The 26,931-nt window shown below is 41.1% G+C and carries 15 protein-coding genes and 1 pseudogene; 10 read left to right on the top strand and 6 right to left on the bottom strand.

The annotated features are described in order from the left end of the window. The first annotated feature begins 4 nt into the window (after positions 1-4). The 3 genes from ACPZ3T_RS00845 to ACPZ3T_RS00835 all read left to right on the top strand — a co-directional run bounded on the left by ACPZ3T_RS00845 (position 5) and on the right by ACPZ3T_RS00835 (position 3,023). Positions 5-589: a Uma2 family endonuclease gene (locus ACPZ3T_RS00845; protein ID WP_490273103.1), complete on the top strand. Its 585-nt coding sequence runs from the start codon at positions 5-7 to the stop codon at positions 587-589. A gap of 228 nt (positions 590-817) precedes the next feature. Continuing rightward, the gene (locus tag ACPZ3T_RS00840) at positions 818-1,261 is read left to right on the top strand and encodes a cyclic nucleotide-binding domain-containing protein (protein WP_490273102.1); all 444 of its coding nucleotides are present in this window, start codon (positions 818-820) and stop codon (positions 1,259-1,261) included. Positions 1,262-1,628: 367 nt separating this feature from the next. Beyond that, positions 1,629-3,023 carry a hypothetical protein gene (locus ACPZ3T_RS00835; RefSeq protein WP_490273101.1) on the top strand — a complete coding sequence of 465 codons (1,395 nt, stop codon included), beginning with the start codon at positions 1,629-1,631 and terminating at the stop codon, positions 3,021-3,023. A 121-nt stretch (positions 3,024-3,144) separates the two neighbouring features. Here ACPZ3T_RS00835 and ACPZ3T_RS00830 read toward each other — a convergent pair whose 3' ends face one another. The 4 genes from ACPZ3T_RS00830 to ACPZ3T_RS00815 form a co-directional block, all read right to left on the bottom strand. After that, positions 3,145-4,548 carry a ferredoxin:protochlorophyllide reductase (ATP-dependent) subunit N gene (locus ACPZ3T_RS00830; RefSeq protein ID WP_490273100.1) on the bottom strand — a complete coding sequence of 468 codons (1,404 nt, stop codon included), beginning with the start codon at positions 4,546-4,548 and terminating at the stop codon, positions 3,145-3,147. A gap of 155 nt (positions 4,549-4,703) precedes the next feature. Further along, the gene (locus ACPZ3T_RS00825; RefSeq protein WP_490273099.1) at positions 4,704-5,393 is read right to left on the bottom strand and encodes a DUF5331 domain-containing protein; all 690 of its coding nucleotides are present in this window, start codon (positions 5,391-5,393) and stop codon (positions 4,704-4,706) included. Between the two features lie 29 nt (positions 5,394-5,422). After that, a complete protein-coding gene (gene bchL / locus ACPZ3T_RS00820; protein WP_490273098.1) occupies positions 5,423-6,289 on the bottom strand; it encodes a ferredoxin:protochlorophyllide reductase (ATP-dependent) iron-sulfur ATP-binding protein in 867 nt (288 codons plus the stop codon). 536 nt (positions 6,290-6,825) lie between these two features. Then, positions 6,826-7,083 carry a TIGR02450 family Trp-rich protein gene (locus tag ACPZ3T_RS00815; protein ID WP_490273097.1) on the bottom strand — a complete coding sequence of 86 codons (258 nt, stop codon included), beginning with the start codon at positions 7,081-7,083 and terminating at the stop codon, positions 6,826-6,828. A gap of 171 nt (positions 7,084-7,254) precedes the next feature. Between ACPZ3T_RS00815 and clpB the strand changes: the two genes are divergently transcribed. Beyond that, positions 7,255-9,873 (top strand): ATP-dependent chaperone ClpB, encoded by a 2,619-nt coding sequence (gene clpB, locus ACPZ3T_RS00810; RefSeq protein ID WP_490273096.1) that lies wholly within the window; start codon positions 7,255-7,257, stop codon positions 9,871-9,873. A gap of 153 nt (positions 9,874-10,026) precedes the next feature. Further along, complete coding sequence (gene tilS, locus ACPZ3T_RS00805) at positions 10,027-11,034, top strand: tRNA lysidine(34) synthetase TilS (protein WP_490273095.1); 1,008 nt, start codon at positions 10,027-10,029, stop codon at positions 11,032-11,034. A 6-nt stretch (positions 11,035-11,040) separates the two neighbouring features. On the opposite strand, the gene hmpF is transcribed toward tilS, so the two are convergent. After that, positions 11,041-12,792 (bottom strand): pilus motility taxis protein HmpF, encoded by a 1,752-nt coding sequence (hmpF, locus tag ACPZ3T_RS00800; RefSeq protein WP_490273094.1) that lies wholly within the window; start codon positions 12,790-12,792, stop codon positions 11,041-11,043. A gap of 377 nt (positions 12,793-13,169) precedes the next feature. On the opposite strand from hmpF, the gene ACPZ3T_RS00795 reads away from it, so the two are divergent. The 5 genes from ACPZ3T_RS00795 to ACPZ3T_RS00775 all read left to right on the top strand — a co-directional run bounded on the left by ACPZ3T_RS00795 (position 13,170) and on the right by ACPZ3T_RS00775 (position 25,052). After that, positions 13,170-14,312 carry a DUF4388 domain-containing protein gene (locus tag ACPZ3T_RS00795; RefSeq protein ID WP_490273093.1) on the top strand — a complete coding sequence of 381 codons (1,143 nt, stop codon included), beginning with the start codon at positions 13,170-13,172 and terminating at the stop codon, positions 14,310-14,312. A gap of 214 nt (positions 14,313-14,526) precedes the next feature. Then, positions 14,527-14,892 (top strand): response regulator transcription factor, encoded by a 366-nt coding sequence (locus ACPZ3T_RS00790; protein WP_015139860.1) that lies wholly within the window; start codon positions 14,527-14,529, stop codon positions 14,890-14,892. A gap of 13 nt (positions 14,893-14,905) precedes the next feature. Continuing rightward, positions 14,906-15,436: a chemotaxis protein CheW gene (locus ACPZ3T_RS00785; protein ID WP_490273092.1), complete on the top strand. Its 531-nt coding sequence runs from the start codon at positions 14,906-14,908 to the stop codon at positions 15,434-15,436. A gap of 16 nt (positions 15,437-15,452) precedes the next feature. Then, positions 15,453-18,326 (top strand): methyl-accepting chemotaxis protein, encoded by a 2,874-nt coding sequence (locus tag ACPZ3T_RS00780; RefSeq protein ID WP_490273091.1) that lies wholly within the window; start codon positions 15,453-15,455, stop codon positions 18,324-18,326. Positions 18,327-18,437: 111 nt separating this feature from the next. Further along, complete coding sequence (locus ACPZ3T_RS00775; protein WP_490273090.1) at positions 18,438-25,052, top strand: hybrid sensor histidine kinase/response regulator; 6,615 nt, start codon at positions 18,438-18,440, stop codon at positions 25,050-25,052. 308 nt (positions 25,053-25,360) lie between these two features. Here the strand turns inward: ACPZ3T_RS00775 and ACPZ3T_RS00770 are convergent. Next, positions 25,361-26,690: pseudogene (locus ACPZ3T_RS00770) on the bottom strand (IS4 family transposase). Positions 26,691-26,931 lie beyond the last annotated feature (241 nt).

Genomic DNA, 26,931 nt, shown 5'->3' with positions numbered 1-26,931 from the left:
ATCTATGGTTGCTTTACAAGACAGCACTTTCATGAGTGCAGAAGAATATCTGATTTGGGAATCCACCCAAGAACAACGCTATGAATATTGGGATGGTGAAGTCATAGCGATGAGCGGCGGAACACGCAACCATAATCGAGTGTCAGGAAATTGGTTCAAAATTCTAGATGATGCCCTAGCAGATAGCCCCTGTGAGGTATACATTGTAGATGTGAAAGTGCAAGTAAAACCTGGTGAAAAGTACTTTTATCCTGATGTGGTGGTGACTTGTGATCAGCGTGAGCAAGATCCTCAATGGGTACAATTTCCCTGCTTAATTATCGAAGTGCTATCACCTTCCACAGAGGCAGCTGATCGAGGGAAAAAGTTTGCTGCATATCGTCAATCTGCGACTTTGCAAGAATATGTTTTAGTACAAGTAGGGCAACCAGTTGTAGAAGTATTTCGCCGCAACGAACAGGGGAAATGGGTACTGTCAGAGTATAATTTGGGCGATCGCTTGTTACTAGAATCAGTGAATGTAGAAATAGCCATTGCTGACATATATCGACAGGTGGAGTTTGCAGCCGAAGTTACTGAAATTGAATAGCTGATCACCTTTATTTTAAAAGTAGCGTATACTTGCTAACAACGGATAGGAATATAGTTAGTATTATTTATCTGATTTCTGCATCTACCAATCAGGAGTATTCACCGTTGCTACAAGATTTTATACCTATTACTGAAAATAAGCGATCGCCACATTACACTCAAACTCACCCGCAACATAGCATATATATATTGCGTATTATTAATGTGATAAATTTAACTATAAATTATGCTGAGTAGCGTTGACCGTTTATTATTTGTTCGGCGAGTGCCAATTTTTAAAGAATTGCGGGATGATTTTATTGTCCGCCTGACTTCCGTGATGCACGAGTTGCATTTTCCCGCAAATCATACCATTTTCAGACAGGGAGAAGAAGGGCGATCGCTCTATATAGTCGTCTCCGGTAGAGTTAAAGTTCATATTGGTGATAAACAACTGGCAGTTGTAGATCAGGGTAAATACTTTGGTGAAATGGCAGTATTTGATACTCAACCCCGTTCCGCTAGTGTCACTACCTTAGAATCTTGCGAATTTTTAGAACTCACCCAAGAGCAACTTTACGATGCCATTGAAGAAACCCCCGAAATTGCCGTAAATATTATTCGTGAGTTATCGCGTCTAGTTCGGCGACTCAACGATAATATCAACATCACTGTTTCCGGTAGGCATTAATATAATTCGTAATTCGTAATTCGTAATTCGTAATTTCGCTACGCGGAAGCAAGCTACGTAATTCGTAATTACTAGAACGACTTCAAAAAACCAAATTATGTTAAGTCATGTAAAAATGCTAGGATTCAGTTCGTAGTAAGGACTTTAGTCCTGCTTTGAGAACTAAAGTTCACTATATTAAACAACAGTTTTTGTCAGATGATAGCTCTTTATATCCTATTATCTAGAGTTAGCTAGAAAAGAGCGATCGCTAGTTAATTAGATACTCTCCAACCCAAATTGGGAATAATAACTCAAGCCCGATTATCTGCTAAATACAAGCAAAGCTGATACTCCATGACTGAGTTATGACCACCAGGAGAATATCATGAGTTTACCAATTCAAATTGCATTTGCACTTGCACCACATATTGTTGAAGGTCTAGTTGCTGGAAAGTTTATCAGAATTGGAGGTGTAATAGTTGACGCTACTACAAAACAAGTCGTCACTTGGCTCAGAGAAATAACCAATAATTCCCCAATAACAACAACTTACTCCTCTAACAATTTTCTCAACCTAGTTTTTTCAGGAGCAAATTTAGTTGCTTCAGGAGCTAATACTACTGTTACGGGAAAAGGTTTAGCTAATGTCAGCCAGCGTTTAGGCGGAGTTGAACAAACAAATTTAGGAAATCTTGCTGTGTCTGGGGTGAATTTAGTTGCAACTGTTGCTAACACGGCTGTGACAGGAAAAGGTTTAGCTGATGTTAATGGACGTTTAGGTAGTATTGAAAATCAGTTAGAAGAAATAGGTCAAAATTTACAACATACTCAAGGAATTTTACAGGTAACTACTGCTACTAGCATAATGAATCTCGGTGTTTCAGTGATGGGTTTTGCTGTGATAGCGCAACGTCTTAAAGACATAGAACAAAGCTTACAACAAGCACAAGAATTATTAACTAAAATTAACCGTAAAATTGATCTAAGTTTTTACGCTAATTTTCGTGCTGCGATTGAATTAGCAATTAATGCTTTTACGATGACTAAATCTGAAAATCGTAGAAGTAGCGCATTACAAGCTATCAACCGTTTTTTAGAAGCAGAACATATTTATACTGAGTTTACTGATATCGAAATTGAGCAGCAAAGCCAAATAGCTGATGAATACCTGCTGACTTTATCTTTGGCATATCTAGCTGAAACACGTTGTTATTTAGAATTAGAAGAACACGAAACAGCACTGCGTCGTTTTCAGGAAGGGTCAAGAGTTATCCGTTCTCGTATTCAAAAATATGTTGAAATTTTACTAACTTCTAATCCAGCAGCTTATCTGCAACCTCATTTTAAAGACAAAATTGACTTAAGAAGATTAACTAAAGTCTACCAATGGATTGATCCAACTTTGGAAGAAAATACAGTATTTGAAATGCAACGGGAGAATTTCTATAAGATGGTGCAAGACCCTAATAAGTGGGTGGAATCTCTGCCAACAGCTATTATAAGTCGTGTTGAAGTTCAAGGAGGTTGGTTAGGCCCAAATGTCAGTGATTTGAAGCGAGAAGCAGATAAACGACTTCCTCAGCTATTAGAAATCATAGAATCGATGATTGAAACCAATCGCCGTTTTGAATCTTATCAAACAGAAATACAGGCAATATCTCAATTAGGTATCAGCTTTCATGAATGGCTCAAATTAACTCCTACAGAGAATCAACCAAACGGTGCAGAGTTAATGTATATAATCCCATCAACACCCCTACAAATATCACTCGCCACTTAAAAATACATCTTTACTTTGCGCCTTTGCGCCTACCCTGCGGGAACGCCAAGGGCGAATGCGCGAAACATAAAAAAAAGGCGAACACAGTTCGCCTCTAAATAATTCATTGAAAACCCAAATATTAAATCTTCGCTTCTTCCTTCACCAACTTATCCCAACCCAAATCTTTCAAATTATGATTACGACGCAGTGGACGAGTCACCAACTCTAAAATGTCACGGGCATTAGTAAAACCGTGAATTTGAGCAAAGGTAAACTCTACAGACCATTTTGTATTAATCCCTCGCGCCTCTAAGGGGTTAGCGTGTGCCATGCCAGTAATGACTAAATCTGGTTTTAAATCATAAATTCGCTGCACTTGGTTGTAATTATCTGGCTTCTCCACAATTTTTGGCAGAGGTACACCCATTTCCTGACAAGCCTTCTCTAACATGGCTAACTCAGCCGCTTGATAGCGTTTATCCATGTAGGGGATACCAACTTCATGAACAGTCATCCCGCAGCGTACTAAGAACCGTGCTAGGGAAACTTCTAACAAGTTGTCACCCATGAAAAACACGGACTTACCACGAATTAATTTTACGTAGTCTTCTAACCCTGCCCAAATTTGTGCTTCCCGTTCTTCTAAGCCTTGTGGTGTAATTCCAAATACCGAGCAGATTTTTTCAATCCAAGCGCGAGTACCATCAGGGCCGATGGGGAAGGGTGCGCCGATGAGTTTACATTTGCGACGACGCATTAAGGTGGTAGCAGTGCGGCTGAGGAAGGGATTGACACCAGCGACATAATACCCTTCTTCTAACACTGGTAATTCTGTAAAGCGTTTAGCGGGTAGCCAGCCGGAAACTTTGATTCCTTGTTTTTTCAGTTCTAAGGTTAACTGGGTAACAACAGGATCAGGTAGAGAACCGAAAAGAACTAAGGGAGGATGATCTACATACTCTGATTCTTCCTGCACCACTTCTTCTTTTTTCTTCCCGAAATGCAGCAGCTTTTGAATAGCGTTACGCTCATGTTTTTCGCTTTCCCCTACGGGAACTTGATTAGGACAACGGTTAGCCATTGCAGCTAATACGGTGTCTTCCCCTTGGGTGAAGGCGTAATCTAAGCCGTTAGCACGCGCCACTACAATGGGGATACCAATTTCACCTTCTAACTTGGGTGCTAAACCTTCCAAGTCCATTTTGATGATTTCAGTGGTGCAAGTGCCAATCCAGACAATGACACTAGGATTGCGATCGCGTTTGATTTGCTCACACAATCGCTTTAATTCCTCATAATCATTCAATTGTGCTGAAATATCCCCTTCTTCTAATTCTGCCATTGCATAACGGGGTTCGGCAAAAATCATTACCCCCATCGCGTTTTGTAGGAAGTACCCACAAGTTTTAGTGCCAATCACTAAAAAGAAGCTATCTTCTATTTTTTGATATAACCATGCCACACAGCTAATTGGGCAGAAGGTATGGTAATTTCCTGTTTCACACTCAAAGTTTAAAGCTGTTGGTTCTTGCGCGACGGTCATTTTGGTTTTTCTCCCCTTTATATTTAAAGGCAGGTGAAAATAGGGTCAGCCTCAACCGGGAGTAGTAAGTAATAAATTTTACTCTCTACTCCCTCACGCTGTAGTACCTGGCACATAGCACCAACTAACAATCCCTAAATTCAACAGCAACGTATTTATGCGTTGGGGAAGAGACGGGCAATTTCCGATTCATCAAAAACGCCGGCTGGTAATTCTTCCCCCATGAAATCATTATTGTCTTCACCCTTTTGTAAGGATGTCTCATCACCCCAGACATCTGATAACACGTCACCGAAAGCATTTTCATCGGGTGTACTCAGATCCTCAAGGAGTTGATCTTGCATTTTCTCTACTGATGCAGCTGCAACATCAAAGGAAACATCAGCGAAATCTTCTTCTTGGTTAGCTGTTGTCAGTCTGTTGAAGGTATCTTGCATATCGCCGACTATCAGGGTTTGAGGTTCACTATCTTCCTCAAAACTATCGGTATGAGAAACTGCAAAGGCATCTTCTTCAGTATTGTCTTCCATCCCTAAACTAGAAGGTTCTGTATCGGAGATGGTACTGTTACCGAGGGCGATGTCTGGGTCAAAGTTTAAATCCAGTACCTCAATTAAAGTATCCGCATCAGGATTCAATTTAGAAAAAGGAAACATTAACTGCGCTAATTTCGGCTCTAGCGCGTTTATTACTCCCAGGATGAGGTAAGAAGGCGGACGCTTCCCACCATCAGGTGTATATACTGACTCCACTTGCATATGGAGTTTTATCCAATCACGATTGGCTTGGAAAAATTGTAACCACTTGTGTCTGATTGAATCTGTAAAGCTATGAAAGAAAGCCATATTGACCCCCATCCTGAAAACTAGATGATTTATACAATCATCAAGTCTAATTCCTCTTCAGGATTAGCAACCTGTGGTTTACGCGGATTTAAATAAAAATCGGATAATAAAGAAAATAATTCACGGTCGGGAGCATCGTTAGGTACGACTCCTTCAGGACGGGCAAGAATTTGGTCGGCAATGTTGAGGTAGTAGTCACAAACGTAGTTTAAAGATGGGTCATGTTCTGCCATCTCAAACAAAGTTTTACCTTTAACGCGCGATACCCTGATATCTTCTATTAGTGGCAAGACTTCCAGTACGGGCATAGGAACGGCTTCAACATACTTTTCAATCAAGTCCCGCTTGGAGGTACGATTGCCAATTAAACCAGCTAGACGGAGTGGGTGAGTTCGTGCTTTTTCTCGCACAGAAGCTGCAATACGATTAGCAGCAAACAAAGCATCAAAGCCGTTATCGGTAACAATCATGCAATAGTCGGCATAATTGAGTGGTGCTGCAAAACCGCCACAAACAACGTCACCCAAGACATCAAACAAGATCACATCATACTCATCAAAGGCGTTGAGTTCCTTCAGTAATTTCACGGTTTCGCCGACAACGTACCCACCACAGCCAGCACCCGCAGGGGGGCCACCAGCTTCTACGCAGTCTACACCACCATAGCCTTTGTAAATGACATCTTCTGGCCAAACATCTTCGTAGTGGTAGTCTTTTTCTTGCAGGGTATCAATGATCGTCGGAATCAAAAACCCAGTTAGGGTAAAGGTGCTGTCGTGTTTGGGGTCGCAGCCGATTTGTAGGACTTTTTTGCCCCGTTTGGCTAGGGCGACGGAGATATTACAGCTAGTTGTGGATTTACCTATCCCACCTTTTCCGTAAACTGCTAATTTCACTTTTGTTTGCCTCTTATCTTTTTTTTATCAAAATCTTGGCGAGATGCGATAAATTGCCGTCTCTACAAGAGCAATTTTTGAGGTCTGTGACTGTGATTATTGACGAAATTTCACGATAAAGAAAGGGGTGTTAAATATGAAAAACGCTGTAAAAGAATGCTTAGTCATTTTATTTAAAATAAAAACATTAAAATTGCCATAAAAGCACATAATTTAATTATTTAAGCTTATATATTAGAGTTTTTAAACTTTTAACATAAAATTAGTTACAAAAAACAAAATAAAATAATCATCTATCATAAAAAAATTTAAAATATTTCCGAGAGTTGAATCTTTATTGTGGTATGTGAAGGGTTTTTGAATATAGAGACGATCGCAAACTATATGCAAACTAGATCCAAACCCTATATTGATAGCAGGGGATCAGTAAATCATCTTTCCCCTGCTATACCTCAACCTTTCTGAGTTCAGTTCTATTAGTGAAATCAAACTTTTTTGTAAAAAAATATTAATTTTTCCAATAGCTTGAAGATTAATTAAAATTGCAGTTGTGATTCTATTGCCTCGATTTCTTTGAGGGACTGCCATCCAGCTTGCCACTGAGAACCGTCTTGCAATAATTTAGCGTTGATCCAAAAACGGACACTAGGATCACAAGCTGCTACCATCTCCGCATAAACCCATTTACCCTGATTTTTGCGATTGACGACTTGAAAGTGTCTCCAGCCATCTATTTTTGTGGTTGCTGTCCATTTAGAACCTAGTAAGTAAGGAAATTTTTGTTTTTTAGTCATTGGTCAATATTCAAAGCTCAACAGCACCAGCTCACAGGTAATACTACTACCAGATGAAGACGTGAAGACCGATCTAGCTATTTCTACTACTATTCCTACAATAACCATATAAGAACAACAAATAATGATTGTTTTATCTGCATCTGCGCGTCTAAGTTCCTCAATCAGCCTATGCAACCAACTAATCCTAACCAATTTACAGAAAAAGCCTGGGAAGCGATCGCTCATACTCCTGACATTGCTAAACAGCATCAACAGCAGCAGATAGAAAGTGAACACCTGATGAAAGCTCTGCTAGAGCAAGAAGGTTTAGCAAGTGCGATTTTGACTAAAGCGGGTGTAAGCTTACAAAAAATCACTGACCGCACCGAACAATTTATCCAACGTCAACCGAAAGTCTCAGGGAATAGCACTTCTGTATACTTGGGGCGGAGTTTAGATACGCTCTTAGACCGCGCTGAAGGCTACCGAAAAGATTTTAAAGACGAATATATTTCTATTGAACACTTATTACTGGCTTACGCTAAAGACGATCGCTTTGGTAAGGCATTATTTCAAGAATTTGGGTTAGACGAAAACAAGCTCAAAAATATTATTAAACAAGTTCGTGGGAGTCAAACAGTGACCGACCAAAATCCAGAAGGCAAGTACCAATCACTGGAGAAATACGGACGTGATCTTACAGAAGCAGCCCGTAAAGGTCAACTAGATCCAGTCATTGGGCGGGATGATGAAATTCGCCGCACCATTCAAATTTTGTCTCGCCGTACCAAAAATAACCCTGTGTTGATTGGTGAACCAGGCGTTGGTAAAACTGCGATCGCGGAAGGTCTAGCACAGCGTATTGTAGCAGGTGATGTTCCTCAATCCCTCAAAGACCGCAAGTTAATTTCCTTAGATATGGGGGCGATGATTGCCGGGGCAAAATTCCGGGGTGAATTTGAGGAGCGTTTAAAAGCCGTCTTAAAGGAAGTCACTGAATCTGGTGGCAATATAGTTTTATTTATTGATGAAATTCATACCGTCGTCGGTGCAGGTGCAACCCAAGGCGCGATGGATGCGGGGAACTTGTTAAAACCGATGTTGGCGCGGGGTGAGTTGCGTTGCATCGGGGCGACAACTTTAGATGAATATCGTAAATATATCGAGAAAGACGCAGCTTTAGAAAGACGCTTCCAGCAAGTTTATGTAGATCAGCCCAGCGTTGAAGATACAATCTCTATTTTGCGGGGATTGAAGGAACGCTATGAAGTCCACCACGGGGTAAAAATTTCTGATAGTTCCTTAGTTGCAGCCGCTACATTGTCTAGTCGGTATATTAGCGATCGCTTTTTACCCGATAAAGCCATTGACTTGGTAGACGAAGCCGCCGCAAGATTGAAAATGGAGATTACTTCTAAACCGGAAGAACTCGACGAAATCGACCGCAAAATTTTGCAGTTGGAAATGGAGAAGCTATCTTTACAAAAAGAAAGTGATGCAGCTTCCCGCGAACGGTTAGAAAGACTGGAAAAAGAACTAGCGGATTTAAAAGAAGAACAAAGAACCCTGAATGCTCAATGGCAGTCTGAAAAAGATGTGATTACAAAACTTCAGTCTGTCAAGGAAGAAATTGATAAAGTTAACTTAGAAATTCAGCAAGCGGAAAGAAACTACGACCTCAACCGGGCGGCAGAATTGAAATATGGCAATTTAACCGACTTACACCGCCGCTTAGAAGCTACAGAACGGGAATTAGCCCAAGCCCAAGGTACAGGTAAATCTCTGTTGCGGGAAGAAGTCACCGAAGCCGATATTGCAGAGATTATTTCTAAGTGGACGGGGATACCCATCAGTAAGTTAGTGGAATCTGAGAAGGAAAAACTGCTGCACTTAGAAGATGAACTCCATCACCGCGTAATTGGACAATCAGAAGCAGTTACAGCTGTAGCCGATGCGATTCAGCGATCGCGCGCTGGCTTGGCTGATCCTAATCGTCCTATTGCTAGCTTTGTATTCCTTGGCCCTACAGGGGTAGGTAAAACTGAGTTAGCTAAGGCATTAGCGGCGTATATGTTCGACACCGAAGAAGCACTAGTGCGGATTGATATGTCTGAATATATGGAGAAACACGCAGTTTCACGGTTAATTGGCGCGCCTCCTGGTTATGTAGGTTACGAAGAAGGGGGACAACTCACCGAAGCTATTCGTCGTCGTCCTTACGCTGTGATTCTATTTGACGAAATCGAGAAAGCACACCCCGATGTGTTTAATATTTTCCTGCAAATTCTCGATGATGGCCGTGTTACCGATGCCCAAGGTCATACTGTGGACTTTAAGAACACCATTATTATTATGACCAGTAATATTGGTTCACAGTACATTCTCGATGTGGCTGGTGATGATTCCCGCTACGATGAAATGCGTCATCGGGTAATGGAAGCGATGCGGAGTAGTTTCCGGCCTGAGTTCCTCAACCGCATTGATGAGATTATTATCTTCCACGGTTTAGATAAGCGAGAATTACGGCAGATTGTTCAGTTGCAAGTGGAGAGATTAAGGGATAGATTAAGCGATCGCAAGATGTCCCTACGACTTTCTGATGCTGCTCTTGACTTTTTGGCAGAAGTAGGGTATGACCCCGTGTTTGGAGCGCGTCCACTCAAACGAGCCATTCAGCGTGAGTTAGAAACCCAAATTGCTAAGGCGATTTTGCGCGGTGAATTTAACGACGGGGATACAATTTTTGTCGATGTGCAGAATGAAAGGTTGTCTTTTAGTCGTTTACCTGTTGAGGTGTTTAGTAGTTAGTTCAATTTTAGAATAGGTGCAAAGACGTGAAAATAGGGTCTTTGCACCTTTTTTATAGTTAATACCATTTCTCTAAATCCCGGCTACAGCTCATTCTTCCCCTGCCCCCTGCCCCCTGCCCTTAAAAGTTGCCCCCTGCCCCCTGCGTGTAACATGATATGGACTGCTCTCCACGCCAAAATACATCGTACCATGCGATCGCGCCACCTATTTGACCGTCAAAATCGGCTATTAGTGGCAGTTTCTGGTGGGCAAGATTCTCTGTGTTTGTGTAAATTATTGTTAGATTTACAACCCAAATGGCAATGGGAGTTAGGTATTGCCCATTGTGATCATCGTTGGCGGGAAGATTCTCAAGCTAATGCCCAGCACGTAGAGAGTTTAGCGAAAAACTGGGGTGTATCTTTTTATTTAGCAACAGCCACTCAACCAGTAAATACCGAGGCCGAGGCTCGTGATTGGCGTTATCAAGCTTTAATAGCGATCGCCCAAGCTCATAATTATCAATATATCCTCACTGGTCACACCGCTAGCGATCGCGCCGAAACTTTGCTTTATAATTTAATTCGCGGAACCGGTGCTGATGGTTTGCAAGCTCTCACTTGGCAACGTCCCTTAACTGAGAAAATTGTGTTAGTGCGTCCCCTGTTGGAAGTTACCCGCAGACAAACAGAGCAATTTTGTGAAGATTTTAACTTGCCAATTTGGGAAGATTCCACCAACCAAGATTTAAAATACGCCCGTAACCGTATCCGTCAAGAACTCATCCCATATTTACAACAAAACTTTAATCCCCAAGCGGAATTAGCTATAGCTCAAACTGCTGAAATTCTCCAAGCAGAAGTGGAATATTTAGAACAAGCAGCCCAGAAGTTACGGGAAGAGGCTACAGGGGACTGGGGATTGGGGAAAGAAAATGGAGAAAGTTTGTTACCACTACGCTTAAATCGGCGGATATTACAAAAAGCACCGTTAGCATTGCAACGGCGGGTAATGCGTCAGGTATTACAACAAATACTTCCTGATGCTCCTAATTTTGAACATATCGAGAAATTAACAGCCTTAATTATAGCCCCCAACCGATCGCAAACCGATCCTTTTCCTGGTGGTGCGATCGCTCAAGTCCAAGGTGACTGGATATTATTAGGGACTGGATGTTAATTCTATCTAAGAAGCTAACAACTCTGGCTGAGATAGTAAACTGCCAATAGTCTGACGGATTTCAGTAATAGTTTGGAGTTGATGATCACCAGTTTCTTGAATTTGACCCAAGGATTCATTCATGCTTTGTAGCTTGCGTCTTAACTCATCTAAACAATCTTGGATAGCTTGTAGTGATTCTTGATAAAGATTTACCCTACCCCAGCACTCAGCGTTAGCCGTCCTGAGAGACTGGAGATTATCTGCCATCGTTTTTAGTTCTTGTTGCTGTTGTTCTAGGTCGTGGGTTTGATTGTCAATCATCCCTTGATCTAGTTCCAGCGCAGCACGCATTTGTTCAATTTCATGACCTAATTTCTGCAATTCCTGTGAGTGTTGTTGCTTGTATTGTTCCATCTGAGAAAGAATCGGGCTAAAGTCAATATTATTTTCTTCTTCAGTATGAGGAACTGTCTTTCCTTGTCGTCGTAGTAGGATATTCTGGTGTTGTTTAATGACTTGTTGCCGCATCAACAAATTGCGTCTTTGTCCCACTAAAGTTTCGTTGAGCATCTGATATAAGTCTTGTTCATCTGCCAATTCTGTTTGCAAATTGCTGACATCCTGACCAGATGCTTGATTAATCTTGCTTTGGAGTTCTTCTATGGTTTCTTGTTTATATTTAAGTTCTTGTTCTTGATCATGAACAAAACTAGAATCTATGTCTAACTTTTCTGATAAATGTTGTATTGTTGTTTGCAGTTCATTGATAGGCATATTTTCTAGAGCCTGCACATCAATTTTTTGACCTGGAAATGTGCAGCCAGATGTTGCAGCCAAAGAATAAAGTTGTTGGTATAACTCATCTTGAGATTGCAACTGCTGTTTTAGTATCTGAATATGTTCTTGTTTGCTGGCGAGAGATGCCGTATTTAGTTTAAATTGGGCAGTCTGTTGATCTAGAGCAGTTTGTGCTTGTTGCCATGCGTTTTGGCGATCGCTATAAGTTTGCGCTAGTTGTTCAACTTCTTGTTGCTGTTGATCGGCTAAAGTTTTTTGTTGGGTGAATTTTTCCCAATGGGGATTGAGAATAGCTTGTTGTTTTTCAACTAGTTCAACAGCTATGTGAAGATTTTCCCGCAATGACTCGATAGGAGCAACACGACTCGACAAGTGATTGAGTAACTCGCTGATTTTGTGACTTTGGGCTGCGTCTAATACTCCTCCCTCTTGCAGACGCTCCTCTAAGCGACGCTGTTCACCCCGTAAATGCTCCCACGCACCTTCTAATTCCTGACGATTACGGTCAATTTCTACTTGCAACTCGGCAATTTTTTCGCGGGATGATTCAACTTCTTGTTGTTGCGACTCTAAACGTTGAAACTCCTCTTCCATATTTTGCAACTGTTCTAATCGCACTTCCATGTCCATTTCACGGCGATTTAACTCTTGCGCCTGAAATGTCAGCGATTCCTTCCATTGATCAATTTCGTCTTCCTTGAGCTTATATTTTTCTAGCTGACGAGAAAAATTTTGCAAAATATTAACAAGTGGCCTACCAGCCTCTTGCAGTCTTTGTACTTGGCGATTGGGAGTCACTTCTACCAGCACTAATGCGCCATCATTTAATTTGCTAGCTTCCTCAGCACCTATGACTTCTTCCGACACAGGACTCCAATTCTGGTCGGTTCGCTGACAAGCTAGCAGTTTCAGTTCGGTTTTGGAACTACCACCTAGTAATCCGCCTTTCTGCTTTTGTACTTCTGCTAAATACAGCACACCGCTAGTCCTCTTGGTACTTCATGTATTTGTTAGAAAATATACCTTATATAATTCTGCTAAATTGTCTTATTCACCTAAACTTTAGGAAAACAAAACAAACAAAACTATTTATAGACGCTTAGTTTTACGTCCTGATATTTTATAAAAGCGATTTGATCGCGTCTTTATATTTTGTACTGATGGCAGTTACAATGACTTCCGTGTTATCACTAACTTTGTCAAAGAGTATTAAGAAAATTTACGGTTTATAGCTGAATCGATTCCTTGATTAAAACTGGTACAACAAGGTAAAAATCAACAGCTAAAAGGCAAAATCACAAAACTTGATTGATCGGCTAACATTAACGGCATCAAGAGGAGCTACTTAGAAGTAAATGCAGGGAAATTTACAGGAAATTGATATTCGCAGTATCCTGCAATTAATTGAACTAGGACAGCGAACTGGGCAACTTTTCATTGAAAGCTACAATTTTCACCATCAAGGTAAAGTATTTCCAGAAGGTGAACATAAAGCTTGGTTAATTTTTTTCGACAATGGACAAATTATTTATTCCCAAGAAGGGAATAATAATTTGTCACGCATTGACGATTACTTACGTCAATACCGTGGCGAATTATCCCTAAATGAACAGCCCATACCATGCTTAGGTGCAGAAAATGCTTCAGAATATGACTACCTTTGGATACTGTTAGAGAAAAATATTATCAACCCCAAACAAGCACGGGTGATCATCTATCGCTTGATTTGTGAGACACTATTTGACTTACTGACCTTACACCGGGGTAGTTTTATTTTTCATCAGGATACAGCACTAGCACCACAATTAACTAGCTGGGAGATTGCCCCTTTAACGGCTAAAATTACCCAACAGTTACAAGAGTGGAAGCAGCTATACCCATATATTCAATCTCCAGAACAACTACTAATACTTGCCCCAACAGTTCATTTACATTCCTCACTACCAACAACCACAGTCAATAAACTCCAGCAATGGGCAGATGGTCAAACATCGTTACGTCAACTGAGTCGCTATCTTGATCGTGATATGTTGACGGTAGCTAAGACCATATATCCATATATACAACAGGGTTGGCTGAAATTAACATATCCAGAAACTACTAACTTAGAAGCACAAGCGACGAATCAAGAAAAGATGAAGATATTATGTATTGACACAAGCAAGAGTACTGGGGAGAGGCTAGAGTCTGTTTTACGCACACAAGGATATGAAGCTATCAGCCTCAGTAACGCCCTGGAAGCACTCAGTTTGATTTTTCAACTCCAGCCCCATGTCATTTTATGTGAAATAGCCATGCCGGAATTAAGTGGTTATGAGATGTGTGCCATGCTGCGACAATCTCCAGCTTTTCGGTATATACCGATGATTATGATGACTAGTAAAGATAAATTTATAGATCGAGTTAGGGCAAAGATTTTTGGGGCAACAGATTTATTAACAAAACCTTTTAATGATGCAGAATTACTAATGTTGATCAAAAAATATCTCAATATTTGATCTGGTGTGGCGTAATCAACTCAAGACAACACTTGTTGATCCCATAGAAAATGCGGTAAAAAATGTTATCACAGAATCGACCAACTCTCAAACTAAAGTTAGTATCCAGCCAACTTGGTAAAATCTTAGATTTAATTTATACAGTAACTATTTGTGGGGAGATCAGGGAATGTTCCAGAGAGGAACGTCTACACCAGGAGGTAGGTAGCCATTTATGAGTACAGTTCTGATTGTGGAAGATAGTCTTGCTCAGAGGGAGATGATTACAGACCTCCTCAAAGCCAGTGGTTTAACAGTCACCCATGCCACTGACGGACTAGAAGCATTAGAGGCAATTCAAACTGAACCTCCAGACCTGGTGGTTTTAGATATTGTTATGCCCCGAATGAATGGCTACGAAGTTTGCCGACGATTAAAGTCTGACCCCAAAACCCAAAATGTTCCCGTCGTGATGTGTTCTTCTAAAGGTGAAGAATTTGACCGCTACTGGGGCATGAAACAGGGGGCGGATGCTTACATAGCTAAACCGTTTCAACCAACCGAGTTGGTGGGAACAGTCAAACAACTGCTGCGAGGATAAGGATGAATACAACATGGTTAGCAAACCGGACTTTTTAAATGGCAGTGGTCAAGATCACTTTCGTCCTGAATTACAAGTAGAAAGTCCTGAAGGTGAGTTACATTTGCGGTTTTACATTCCTTCGCATCAGGAGTTTGCACTACCCGCAACTGGTATCCGAGAAGTGATGGAACTAAGTCCTGATAGAATTACCCCGATTCCTAATGCTTCTCCTTTACTTTTGGGTACTCTAAATTTACGAGGTCGAGTAATTTGGGTTGCTGATTTAGGTCAGTTTCTAGGGGAAGCAACTCCATTAAACACAGATAAAGCAGAAATTCCGGTCATTGCCGTGCAAGAACAAGACACCATCGTCGGTTTAGCCGTAGAAGCAATTGGTGGTATGGATTGGCTAGATGTCCAAAATCTGATGCCACCTACTAACATACCGGATACCATGACTCCCTTTTTGCGTGGAGAGTGGTTATTAGAACCTAAAAACAATCAGTGTCTAAGACTACTTGATCAAATGGCAATTTTGCGGAGTGCGCGGTGGGCAGGATGAAATTTGGAGGGAGGAAATGGCAGCAAGTATAGAAGATTACCTCGAAACATATCAACAGGCTTATACAGCCTACGCGCAACAAAACTATGAAGTTGCCGCTACTTTAGTTGATCAGGTGGTGCAGAATGTTCCAGATGACCCTAATTGCCATTTATTGCGGGGTCACATCTACTATGTTTTGCAAAAATACGATATTGCGGAAGTAGAATATGAAAAAGTTTTAGAGTTGACTGATGATTTAGAACTGATTAGTGCCGCTCACAAGAGTTTAGAAAATATCAGCCAATATCAAAAGCTTATTGCAGAGCAAATTGAGCATCAAGAACCAATTCATCTGAGTAATACATCCGATGTAGTAGAACCTGATACAGCAGAATTAGAAGATTTAGGAGGGATAGATAATTTTGATCTTAGTAGCTTGGATTTGAATGGTCTTGAGACTAACCAAGGAGTTGTCAATACACCAGAAATTGCATTGGATAATCCCTTTGAAATTTCTACAGACAGCTTCTCATCGCCACCAGAATCAGCATCTATAGAAACTTTGAGTGACGATCCTTTTGCTGTGAATGTACAACCCAGTGAACAGCAATTAGATACAAATAATCAACCAGATTCGGAAGAATTAGATTTACCTGTTTTCTGGCAAGAAGATACCTCAGAAGATAGCCTGGAAGAACTAGAGGCTGATAGTAATTTTTTCAGTCCTGATAGTGAATCAATACTTGACAATCAAAATACTCTAGATTCCCCATTTGGGAAATTTGATATACCAACAAACCTGAATGCAGAATATAGTGCTGCGGAGTTTCTCAAACCTGAAGAATCTGAACAATCAACTAATTCAGATGTGGAATTGATCAGTCAAACCGAAGTTAGTGATAATTTATCATTGGCTGAAGATGAAATTAACAACAGTGCAGCACCAACAGATAATATCCCTGAACCGAGTAACTGGTTACAAACAATAGCAGACCAACAGGAATTATCAGAGACAAATGGTAATTTGGCTCAACCAGAACAGCCATATCCAGAGGTATTAGCCAAACAAGAGATTCAAAACTTTGATATTGATGAAAGTTTTGATTTGGAAGCATTTGAATCAGCTTTTGGTTCAGAAAGCATGATGGATGATGAGGATACAAGTAATATCCTGAGTCAAGATAATTCTAAGAGTAATATAGAATTTCTAGATGACTTTGATGAATTTGATGATTTAGGAAATATTCCTGGATTTGACTTATCAGATGCTGATTCTAGCTTCAGTGATGTGATGCTTTCCAATTCTACAGAACTTGGTAGCATTGCCCAGAATCAAGTGAGAGAAACTCCGAGTAATAACAATAGTGATGATCGTGATGAAGAACTATTTAGCATTACTGGCTCTCAAGAATCAGTACCAGTTTTTACCCAAACAGATGTTGCTAAAGTAGAACCTCAAGTCAGTGTCGAACAAGGTTGGCTAGCCCCCTTAGAAAACGCTACTCTAGATGCCAAACCTTGGCTAGTAGGTGGTGTAGTGGGTGTGTTCTCTGCTTTGGTAGTTGCTTCAGTCAGCTTTGCAGCTACCAGTTTTTCACCACCTGAACAACGGGAAACAGTGCGAAATACGGGTTGGGCGATGTCATTAGCCGCCGGGATCACAGGTTTTGCAACAGCTGCTTTTATGGGTAATATTACTCTGAAACAAGTTCGCCGCACTACTAAGGATCTACAAGGACAATTTGATGCTGTACGTCAAGGCAATCTCAACGTTGAGGCTACGGTTTATTCTGAAGATGAATTAGGTCAATTAGCAGCTGGCTTTAATGAAATGGCGCGGGTAATTTTTACTACTACATTTGAAGCCCAACGTAAAGCTGATGAACAAGAAGAAGCCAAAGAAAACTTGCAACGTCAAGTAATTCGCCTCTTAGACGATGTAGAAGGCGCAGCCAGAGGAGATTTAACAGTCCAAGCAGAAGTGACAGCCGACGTATTGGGAGCAGTTGCTGATGCGTTTAACTTGACAATTCAAAACCTGCGAGACATCGTACAACAAGTAACAGTTGCCGCCAAGGAAGTAACCAAAGGTGCAACCAACTCGGAAACCTTTGCTACAGCCTTATCTAGCGATGCTTTGCGCCAAGCCGAAGAGTTGGCTGTTACCTTAAATTCTGTGCAGGTGATGACTGACTCAATTCAACGGGTAGCAGAAGCGGCGCGGGAAGCAGAAACTGTAGCTCGTGATGCCAGTGCGATCGCTCTTAAAGGTGGAGAAGCTGTAGAAAACACTGTGGCGGGGATTTTGGAAATTCGGGAAACTGTAGCCGAAACTACCCGCAAGGTGAAACGACTCGCGGAATCCTCCCAAGAAATTTCTAAGATTGTGGCGTTAATTTCTCAAATTGCCTCCCGTACCAACTTACTGGCACTCAACGCCAGTATTGAAGCGGCAAGGGCAGGAGAAGCCGGCAGGGGATTTGCAATTGTGGCGGATGAAGTCCGGCAGTTAGCGGATAAATCAGCCAAATCCCTCAAAGAAATTGAGCAAATCGTGATGCAAATCCAAAGCGAAACCGGCTCAGTAATGACCGCAATGGAAGAAGGTACACAACAGGTAATTAAAGGCACAAAACTGGCAGAAGAAGCCAAGCGATCGCTCGAAAATATCATCCAAGTGGCAAATCGCATTGATAGTCTGGTGCGCTCGATTACCAGTGATACCGTAGAACAGACGGAAACTTCCCGTGCCGTCGCCCACGTAATGCAATCTGTAGAACTCACAGCCCAAGAAACATCCCAAGAAGCACAACGAGTTTCCGGCGCACTACAAAACTTAGTCGGTGTCTCCCGCGACTTGATTGCTTCCGTAGAACGTTTCCGTGTTGAAACTATGGAAACAAGGTAATTAGTCAATAGTCCCAAGTCCAAAGTCCAAAGTTTACATAATTGGCTATTGACTGATGACTGATGACTGATGACTGATAACTGATGACTATTGACTATTGACTAAAAAACTATGCTGCCGGAACAACAACAGAGGATATTAGGTTACTTTATTGAAGAAGCTAGAGACCACCTCAATACTATTGAGCAAGGGTTACTCAATCTTCAAAGTACCTTGAACGACCCGGAATTAATTAACGAAGTTTTCCGGGCGGCTCACTCCATTAAAGGCGGTGCAGCAATGCTGGGACTGACTAGCATTCAGCATACCTCCCATCGTCTGGAAGATTGTTTCAAAGTTCTTAAAGAAAATCCAATTCAGGTTGATCAAAAACTAGAATCCTTATTTCTGGGTGTGTCTGATACTCTCAAGGCACTTTTAGAACAGTTAAGTGGCCCCTTTGGTTTATCAGAAGAAACTGCTAATACCTTGATGTCAGAGACAGAGCCTGTATTTGAATGGCTGAATCAGCATCTAGAACTATTAGTGCAACAAGGTGGTGCTGGTACAGTAGAAACATCTACTTTTATTCAACCAACCTCAATAGATACTGTCAGCACACTCACCGAAATCTTTTTCCGGCAGGATGTACCCACTCCCCCAGATAATACAGTAAATACCCCTACACCTCAAGCCCCACCGACACCAGTTGCATCCACAACCAATGATCATTGGGGTGAATTTCAAACCCAGGTATTACAAACACTGCGGGAAATGTTGCAACTATTTAAGCAACCAGCAACACCCGAATCTCGTCAGAATCTTCAGGAATGCTGCAACGAGTTAGTGAAACTCGGTCAAACCTGCAATTTGCCTAATTGGTGTAATTTGTCTAAAGCCGCAGCCAGAGCTATTGGTAATCCTGAAAATAGCTATCTCACCTTAGCTAAAATTATCATCACTGAAATTAAAAAAGCGCAAGAGTTAGTACTGCAAGGTAGAGAACTTGAGATCAGCATTAGCGATCAACTAGAATCGCTTTGGGGTTTTCCCGAAACTGCATTGGGAGAAGTGGCTCAAGAGTTACTAGGTGATGTACCATCTACGGTGACACAATCGTTACCTACACCAACAGCTAGTGAATCTCCAGACAATATTCAGGAAGTATTGTCTGTAAAAACCCCAGAATTGCCTACAGATAGTGTCACTAGTCTGACTGAAGTCTCCGAACAACTTGAGATTGAAGGAGATACTGAACTGACTTTTGCCAGTACAGCTACTGAGAGCGACATTAACACTAATCTTTTCTCCACAGGTGAAGAGCGTTCATTTGTTCATGCTGCAAAAATCGACACCCACGGCCCAGAAGTAGGATTAGCTGAATTGAATAGCCTGGCTGATTTATTTGAAGGTGAAACACCAGAATTAGATGAAAATTGGCAGCATGAGGAAATTATAGAAAATGGCAATGCTAATGAATCAGAAGTAGAAATAAAAGAAACTATTATTCAAGAATTTGATAGCGATTTAGATGATTTTCTCTCTCTTGATAGTGATGCTTATGAATCTCCCAGTAGTGCAGATGAAAGAGAAAAGTTAGGTCTATTCTTTGGTGATTTTATCCCGGAAAAAGCAATTAAAAATGTTAACAGTTCTGAGGAAATCTCGGAAAATTTAGATAGTACTGAAATCCAAGAATATCCAGACATATTAGAAGAGTTTTTGAGTATTACAGGGGAGACAAGTTCAGCGATAAATCAACCAATTTCTAACTTTGAAGATCACAATAAACCCTCAAATAGTTTTGATGATTTATTTATAGAAAAAGATTTGAATGCAACCACATTAGATGAGAGTTTAATTAATCATCCTGTCAGCAATCCAGACACACAAACAGAAGACTTAATTCTAGATAATCTATTTGCAGATGTAGATGAAAATACTCAATTATCTACAGAGGATACAGAAAATAACGGTGTCTTTGATGAGCAGCCTATAACAGTGTTGGAATTTGCTGCTAGTGACGAAGATTTGGGTAATTTATGGCAGCAAGAAATTCCATTAGAAGCAGAACAACTATTACCCTCTGTAGTTAAAAGTGAGATAGGCAAAGAATTAGAGGATAGTTTATTAGCGGCGGCAGAATCAGGTGAAATTTTCCGCAACTCTCAGGATTATGCTATCTCTGGATTAGAAAGTTTGCAGGAAGATTTACATCAGACTTTTCTCCAGTCAGATGAAGATTTAGCTTTAATATTAGAATCAGATACTGATGATAATTTGTTTGCAGAAGTAGAAAACACTAACTCTCTTGCCACTCCTAATATTGGCGATCGCCAAATTTCTCCTCCACAAATTCCAGAATTTTCACAAGCTCCAGAAACTTTAGACTTTACACCAGAATTTACCAACAATCAGTTACCAGAAATATCTTCTATAGAAGATTCTCAGTTAACATTTGCAGAATTTGAAGTTGAATTATCAGGAGAAAATACAGATAACATTGATAATGATTTGTTTGATTCTACAATTAATTTAAATACAGAGGCGCAATCAGAACTAGAAGTTATTAATAATGTTTCTATTGAATTAGAAAATGATCTCGAGATTCCAAACTTTGATGAAATTAGTGAATCTAGTTTAGATGAGAATTTACTGGCAATACAAAATGAACTACCAACAACTAACCTAGAAGAATGGGCTATTCCTATTAGTAAATTAACAGATGTTGTCATTGAAGATATCGCTGTTAATGATACTCAAATAATTAATGATGAGCTTGTAGCTACAGAATCTGAGGAAACTAGCAATTTAGATTTTGGTGAATATCTACTGGCGACTAGTGAGAGTGAATTGACACAGACAACAATTCAAGATTTTAGCGAAAATCTCAGCTTGGAACTTGATGAGACTGTAGCAGAGGAATTTAGCGGCTTAGATTTTGGGGAGTTGCAGACTAGTGATAGTGAATTGACACAAACAACAATTCAAGACTTTAGCGAAAATCTCAGCTTGGAACTGGATGAGACTGTAGCGGAGGAATTTAGGGGTGTAAATTTTGAGGAGTTGGCGACTAGTGAGAGTGGTACAACTCCAGATGTGAGCGAAAATCTCAGCTTGGAATTGGATGAGACTGTAGCAGAGGAATTTAACGGCTTAGATTTTGGCGAGTTGGCAGCTAGTGAGAGTGAACTGACACAAACAACAATTCAAGACTTTAGCGAAAATCTCAGCTTGGAACTTGATGAGACGGTAGCGGAGGAATTTAACGGCTTAGATTTTGAGGAGTTGGCGATTAGTGAGAGTGGTACAACTCCAGATGTGAGCGAAAATCTCAGCTTGGAATTGGATGAGACTCTAGCGGAGGAATTTAACGGCTTAGATTTTGGGGAGTTGGCGACTAGTGAGAGTGCAATAACTCCATATGTGAGTGAAAATCTCAGCTTGGAATTGGATGAGACTGTAGCTGAGGAAACTAGCACCTTAGATTTTGCCGAGTTGGCAACTAGTGAGAGTGCAATAACTCCAGATGTGAGTGAAAATCTCAACTTGGAACTGGATGAGACGGTGGCTGAGGAAACTAGCACCTTAGATTTTGCCGAGTTGGCAACTAGTGAGAGTGGTACAACTCCAGATGTGAGTGAAAATCTCAGCTTGGAACTGGATGAAACCGTAGCCGAGGAATTTAGGGGTGTAGATTTTGCCGAGTTGGCAACTAGTGAGAGTGAATTAACTCCAGATGTGAGTGAAAATCTCAGCTTGGAACTGGATGAAACCGTAGCCGAGGAATTTAGGGGTGTAGATTTTGGCGAGTTGGCGACTAGTGAGAGTGAATTAACTCCAGATGTGAGTGAAAATCTCAGCTTGGAACTGGATGAGACTGTAGCTGAGGAATTTAGGGGTGTAGATTTTGGCGAGTTGGCGACTAGTGAGAGTGCGACAACTCCAGATGTGAGTGACAATCTCAGCTTGGAACTGGATGAGACTGTAGCGGAGGAAACTAGCACCTTAGATTTTGGCGAGTTGGCAACTAGTGAGAGTGGTACAACTCCAGATGTGAGTGACAATCTCAGCTTGGAACTGGATGAGACTGTAGCGGAGGAAACTAGCACCTTAGATTTTGCCGAGTTGGCGACTAGTGAGAGTGCGACAACTCCAGATGTGAGTGACAATCTCAGCTTGGAATTGGATGAGACTCTAGCGGAGGAAACTAGCACCTTAGATTTTGCCGAGTTGGCAACTAGTGAGAGTGCGACAACTCCAGATGTAAGTGACAATCTCAGCTTGGAACTGGATGAGACGGTGGCTGAGGAAACTAGCACCTTAGATTTTGCCGAGTTGGTGGCTAGTGAGAGTGAATTAACTAATGAAAACCCAGAACCTAACTCTGAATTAATTCTGAATGAAATTACATCAGAGATTTCAGCTACAAATACTGCTGCATTACCAGTAGAAACAGACATCAGTATCGAAGATGAATTTGCTGATTTAGAAGCATTATTAGATGTTGAATCACCACCAAGTAATGATGTTAGTTCTATCCCAGAAGATGAGTTTGCGGATCTAGAGGCGTTGCTGGGTGAAGAAAGTGTTACCATTGCACCCAACGAGCCACAAAATCCAGTAATTTCACCTCCTACACCAAAAGTTACCCCAGTTGCCACTAGCAATCCCGTTTCATCTCCAGTAGTCAAAGATGAATTTAGCGATCTCGAACAATTGCTAGCAGAAGCAGATCAAACTATATCTCAGTCAACACCAGTAAAACCGACTACACCTAAACTTACACGTTCTTCTACTCGTCGTCAGGCTAAGTTTGAGGAAACGATGAAAGTTCCAGTCAAGCAACTGGACGATATGAGTAATTTGGTGGGTGAATTGGTAGTTAATCGCAATACTTTAGAGCAGGATCATGAAAGATTGCGACAGTCTTTAGATAACTTGCTGGTGCAAGTGCAACAGCTCTCAGATGTGGGAGCAAGGATGCAAGAATTGTATGAGCGATCGCTATTGGAAGCGTCTTTGTTAGCTAGTCGTAAAACTAGGGAAATTTCCTTCCATAGCCATGATTCTGATTCTGATCGGGGTTTTAGCGAATTAGAAATGGATCGGTTTACTCCTTTCCATACCCTGTCTCAAGAAATGATTGAATTGATTGTGAGAGTGCGTGAGTCAGCTAGTGACATTGATTTTGTTACAGAAGAAACGGAGCGAGTCGCACGACAATTCCGTCAGGTAACAACTCAGTTACAAGAAGGATTAACACGCGCTCGCATGGTTCCCTTTTCCCAAACAATTGATCGCTTGCGGCGCGGTGTGCGGGACAATGCTATTAAATGTGGTAAACAAGTTGAGTTGATGATTGAAGGTGGTGATACCTTAATTGACAAGATGATTTTAGATCATCTCACCGACCCGTTAACGCATATGCTCAACAATGCGATCGCCCACGGGATTGAAACCCCAGATATCAGACAAGCAGCTGGTAAATCACCTGCGGGAATAATTACTATCCGTGCTTTCCACCAAGGTAATCAAACGGTAATTTCTGTAGGTGATGACGGTGCAGGTATCGATACCAACAAGATTAAAGCCTTGGCTGTGAAACGGCAGATAATCACACCAGAACAAGCAAAAACTATGTCCCGCTTAGAAATCTATGATTTATTATTCCAAGCTGGGTTTAGTACCAAAGATGAAGCCGATGAAATTTCTGGTCGTGGTGTGGGGATGGATGTGGTACGCTCTGAAATTAGTGAAATTCGTGGCATAGTCAACACAGATTCTACTCTTGGTAAAGGCACAACTTTTACAATTCGTTTACCCCTCACCTTAAGTATTTGTAAGGCTCTGTGTTGTGTTTCCGATAAAGCCAGAATTGCCTTCCCAATGGATGGTGTGGAAGATACCCTAGATATTCCTAGCAAAAATATCCAAAAAAATGCCGATGGACAATCATTTATTTACTGGCGGGATACAATCCTACCATTCCGTCCCCTCAAAGAACTATTAACCTTTAATCGTCAACTGAGTCGGGGTAATGTTTACGGTGGGAATAGAGATGATGATATGGTTTCCGTCGTCGTAGTGCGATCGGGAAATACTCTGCTAGCTCTCCAAATTGATCAAGTGTTGAGTGAGCAGGAAATTGTAATTAAGCAATTTGAAAGTCCCGCACCGAAACCGATTGGCGTAGCTGGTGCGACTGTCTTAGGGGATGGACGCATCATGCCTATTGCTGATGTATTAGAATTAATTGACATCTTCCAAGGACGGATGGCCAAAAATATTGGTAACACTCTTTGGCAACAAACTGCGCCTCCCGTTCTGCCAGAAACTCCGGCTGAGAAGATTGACCCGACTGTACTTATTGTTGATGACTCCATTACAGTTCGAGAATTGTTATCTCTCACCTTTACTAAAGCTGGGTATCGAGTCGAACAGGCGAGAGATGGTCAGGAAGCTTGGGATAAACTCCGTTCTGGCTTGCCTTGTGATATTGTCTTCTGTGATATTGAAATGCCCCGTTGTGACGGTCTGGAGTTACTCTCACGGATTCAAAAAGACTCGAATCTCAATCATCTACCTATTGCTATGCTCACCTCACGGGGTGCGGATAAACACAGACAAATGGCGATTCAGTTAGGTGCTAGTGGCTACTTCACTAAACCCTACTTAGAGGAAGCTTTACTAGAGGCTGCCGTGCGGATGTTAAAAGGAGAGAAATTGGTGAATAGTGTTGGTTAATTAACGTTTTTGACCTCTCCCCAAACCCCTCTCCGACGCGGCTACGGTGTACAAACAAGTCATCTGATCCCCCTAAATCCCCCTTAAAAAGGGGGACTTTGATAGGACTTACGCACTGTACAAAATAACTATCTTGTGAATCAACGTAAATACGTTGTTTCAGGCTCTTATCAATCATCCTTGATTGAATGCGATCGCCAAAATATCATTGAAAAATCTAGCTATAAGCCTTGAAAACTATACCTGCTATTTTGGTTTTTCTGTCAATGCGTAAGTCCTATTTGATTCTTGTTCCCCCTTTTTTAAGGCTACGGTGTACACACATCCTTACACAGAGCAAGTTTCCAGCCCTGAAAGAAGTATTCAAATTGACGTAGCCCACAAATCAAAGTAGAAATTCCGGGAGGTTTTTGAGAACGATAGCCAGACCAACCACCAAGTCGAGCAATAATCCAAGTCGCCCAAGATAAGGAATAAACTGGATAAGGATTTTGCTGTAAAGATGTGCGTCCACAAACACTTATAGAAATCGCTTGCAAACATTGCTGTTCCTCCTGAGAAAAAGCCAAGGTTGCAGGTATTTCAGGTTGCTCCCTACCCACGAGCATTTGTAAAATACGCACAGCTACAGATAAAGCTAAGATAGTTAAGCGTTGAATCGATTGAATCGACTCTAATTGAGTTGATTCAATATCTAAACCAACAGTTTTGAGAGTAGCAAAAAGCTGTTCAATTTTCCAACGCCATTTGTACCATTCAATGACTTGTAATGCTTGTTCTAAACAAACTACGCTTCGGGGTAGTGAGTAATCGCCAATGAATTGGTTTTTGGCCTTTTGGTGGATTAACTTCTATAGCTTCAACTGCATAAAGTTGTACACTATCAGGATAATCTTGTGCAGATAATTGGCTTGGGCGTTGAATTTCTACTCGCGCACAACGTATCATCAGCAAAGCTTCTCTTGCTTTTCTCTCAATTCGTGAATCCGCTTGAACTACAACAGTATAAGTTCCCTCAGATGGCTGCTGATTCAAGTATGTATATAGTGATTCTGAAGTATTCTTTAATCGCCGATTTTGGCAGACTCTGACCAATAAATGATTCTGGCGGTCTGGGATTCTCACAAAGTCCTCAAATATATCGCTTTCCCTGTCTCCAATATGAGTTATCATTTTCACATTAGACAGAGTAAACGCATATTTTGTTTTCTCTGCCGACTCAATCCATTTATAGGATTCTTTCTCTTCTATCTCTAATTTTTGGTATTTTCTTTGCTTCTTATCAACGTGGTCTGGTTCTCTAGTCCATAATTTTACTTTACTTATTCCTAAAGGTAATCCATTTTCTGCATCTATTGCTAATGTTGGGTGAATATAAAACCCCACATCTTGATTATTTCCGACTACTCCTATTCCCTCTTTTTTCAATCTTAGAGAATGGGACTGGAGGTTAATTTCACTGGTATCGCTAATTGCTAGTAGATGTTTTCCGTCTACATTTACCGCGCAACTACTTCCTAACACACTAGACAACTCTTCTATTGCTACATTATCATTCTGTAAAAATCTGTAATATCCCACTTGTTCTGCTCTATTTTTACTTATTTTCCGAATATTTACTGTTTTATGTGTTGCCATTGCTGCGTACAATTTGGCCCCCTTTTTACTAGCCTGGGGTCGCCGAATGTTTTCCCCTGAGACTCTTGTGCATGAATTAAAATTGGGTTTTCCATCTGTTTTTTCTCCTCACTTTCCTTGTCTTACTAATAGACATCTTTTTATCTGTACAACTTAATTTAACTTGTCTGTCACACCTGAAACCCTTGCAGCTACCACTTGTGTGTACACCGTAGCCTTTTTAAGGGGGGTTAGGGGGGAT

It is taken from the genome of Aliinostoc maniaoense, assembly GCF_058172895.1.
Note: the sequence above shows the minus strand (reverse complement) of the source record. Positions and strands in the feature narration are given on the sequence as shown.

Coding starts and splice junctions, on each gene's coding strand:
- ACPZ3T_RS00845 (WP_490273103.1), top strand. CDS start 5: ATGGTTGCTTTACAAGACAGCACTTTCATGAGTGCAGAAGAATATCTG.
- ACPZ3T_RS00840 (WP_490273102.1), top strand. CDS start 818: ATGCTGAGTAGCGTTGACCGTTTATTATTTGTTCGGCGAGTGCCAATT.
- ACPZ3T_RS00835 (WP_490273101.1), top strand. CDS start 1,629: ATGAGTTTACCAATTCAAATTGCATTTGCACTTGCACCACATATTGTT.
- ACPZ3T_RS00830 (WP_490273100.1), bottom strand. CDS start 4,548: ATGACCGTCGCGCAAGAACCAACAGCTTTAAACTTTGAGTGTGAAACA.
- ACPZ3T_RS00825 (WP_490273099.1), bottom strand. CDS start 5,393: ATGGCTTTCTTTCATAGCTTTACAGATTCAATCAGACACAAGTGGTTA.
- ACPZ3T_RS00815 (WP_490273097.1), bottom strand. CDS start 7,083: ATGACTAAAAAACAAAAATTTCCTTACTTACTAGGTTCTAAATGGACA.
- clpB (WP_490273096.1), top strand. CDS start 7,255: ATGCAACCAACTAATCCTAACCAATTTACAGAAAAAGCCTGGGAAGCG.
- tilS (WP_490273095.1), top strand. CDS start 10,027: ATGATATGGACTGCTCTCCACGCCAAAATACATCGTACCATGCGATCG.
- ACPZ3T_RS00795 (WP_490273093.1), top strand. CDS start 13,170: ATGCAGGGAAATTTACAGGAAATTGATATTCGCAGTATCCTGCAATTA.
- ACPZ3T_RS00790 (WP_015139860.1), top strand. CDS start 14,527: ATGAGTACAGTTCTGATTGTGGAAGATAGTCTTGCTCAGAGGGAGATG.
- ACPZ3T_RS00785 (WP_490273092.1), top strand. CDS start 14,906: ATGGTTAGCAAACCGGACTTTTTAAATGGCAGTGGTCAAGATCACTTT.
- ACPZ3T_RS00780 (WP_490273091.1), top strand. CDS start 15,453: ATGGCAGCAAGTATAGAAGATTACCTCGAAACATATCAACAGGCTTAT.
- ACPZ3T_RS00775 (WP_490273090.1), top strand. CDS start 18,438: ATGCTGCCGGAACAACAACAGAGGATATTAGGTTACTTTATTGAAGAA.